Below are 503 nucleotides of genomic sequence, written 5' to 3'. Positions count from 1 at the left end.
AGGAACGGCATCATCCGTTCCTTTGGCGCTTTTCGCCTGATGAAAGGCGTACCACAGCGCTTCTTTTTGTGTTTGAGGATCAGAAAAAACGTCCTTTAACGAAGAAAGCACGCTTTGTTTAGAGACAGTCTCTGCTTCCTTGATCGACGCATACCAATCTTTAATTGCGTTGAGTTTCTCTTCTACTTTTGTCAGCGTGTCTTTGGGAGCTGAGCGAGAAACTTCGGCCGTGGTTTCTCGCGTCATAAGCTCGCTCATTCGCTTCGCATCGTCGCGTTCATAGTGACGAACATCGGTTGAATGAGCGGGCGTTTGTCCGACAAAGCTAGGGTCGACTCTCATCCAAGATTCCTAATGTCTTGGGTGAAGCTCGCCGCAAAAGCTTGGCTTTCTTCGCTGCCTTGAGCTGCCAGTTCCATCCAACGTTCAGCTTGGCTTAGTAACCCTGCTTTTGCAGCCGCTAGCGCCGCCAAACTGATTAGGTCAGGATACGCGGTGCAAAG

Annotated in this window: 2 pseudogenes; both read right to left on the bottom strand. The window is 50.1% G+C overall.

Features of this window, described 5'->3' with window-relative positions:
- A pseudogene (gene vscH / locus R8N47_RS28695) lies at window positions 1–342 on the bottom strand (YopR family T3SS polymerization control protein VscH); the annotation flags it as partial.
- Window positions 339–503 (bottom strand): annotated as a pseudogene (gene vscG / locus R8N47_RS28690) (YscG family type III secretion system chaperone VscG); the annotation flags it as partial. The pseudogenes vscG and vscH, both read right to left, overlap by 4 nt.

It is taken from the genome of Vibrio sp. 2132-1 (assembly GCF_033344315.1).
This window is presented reverse-complemented; position numbering and strand designations above follow the sequence as displayed.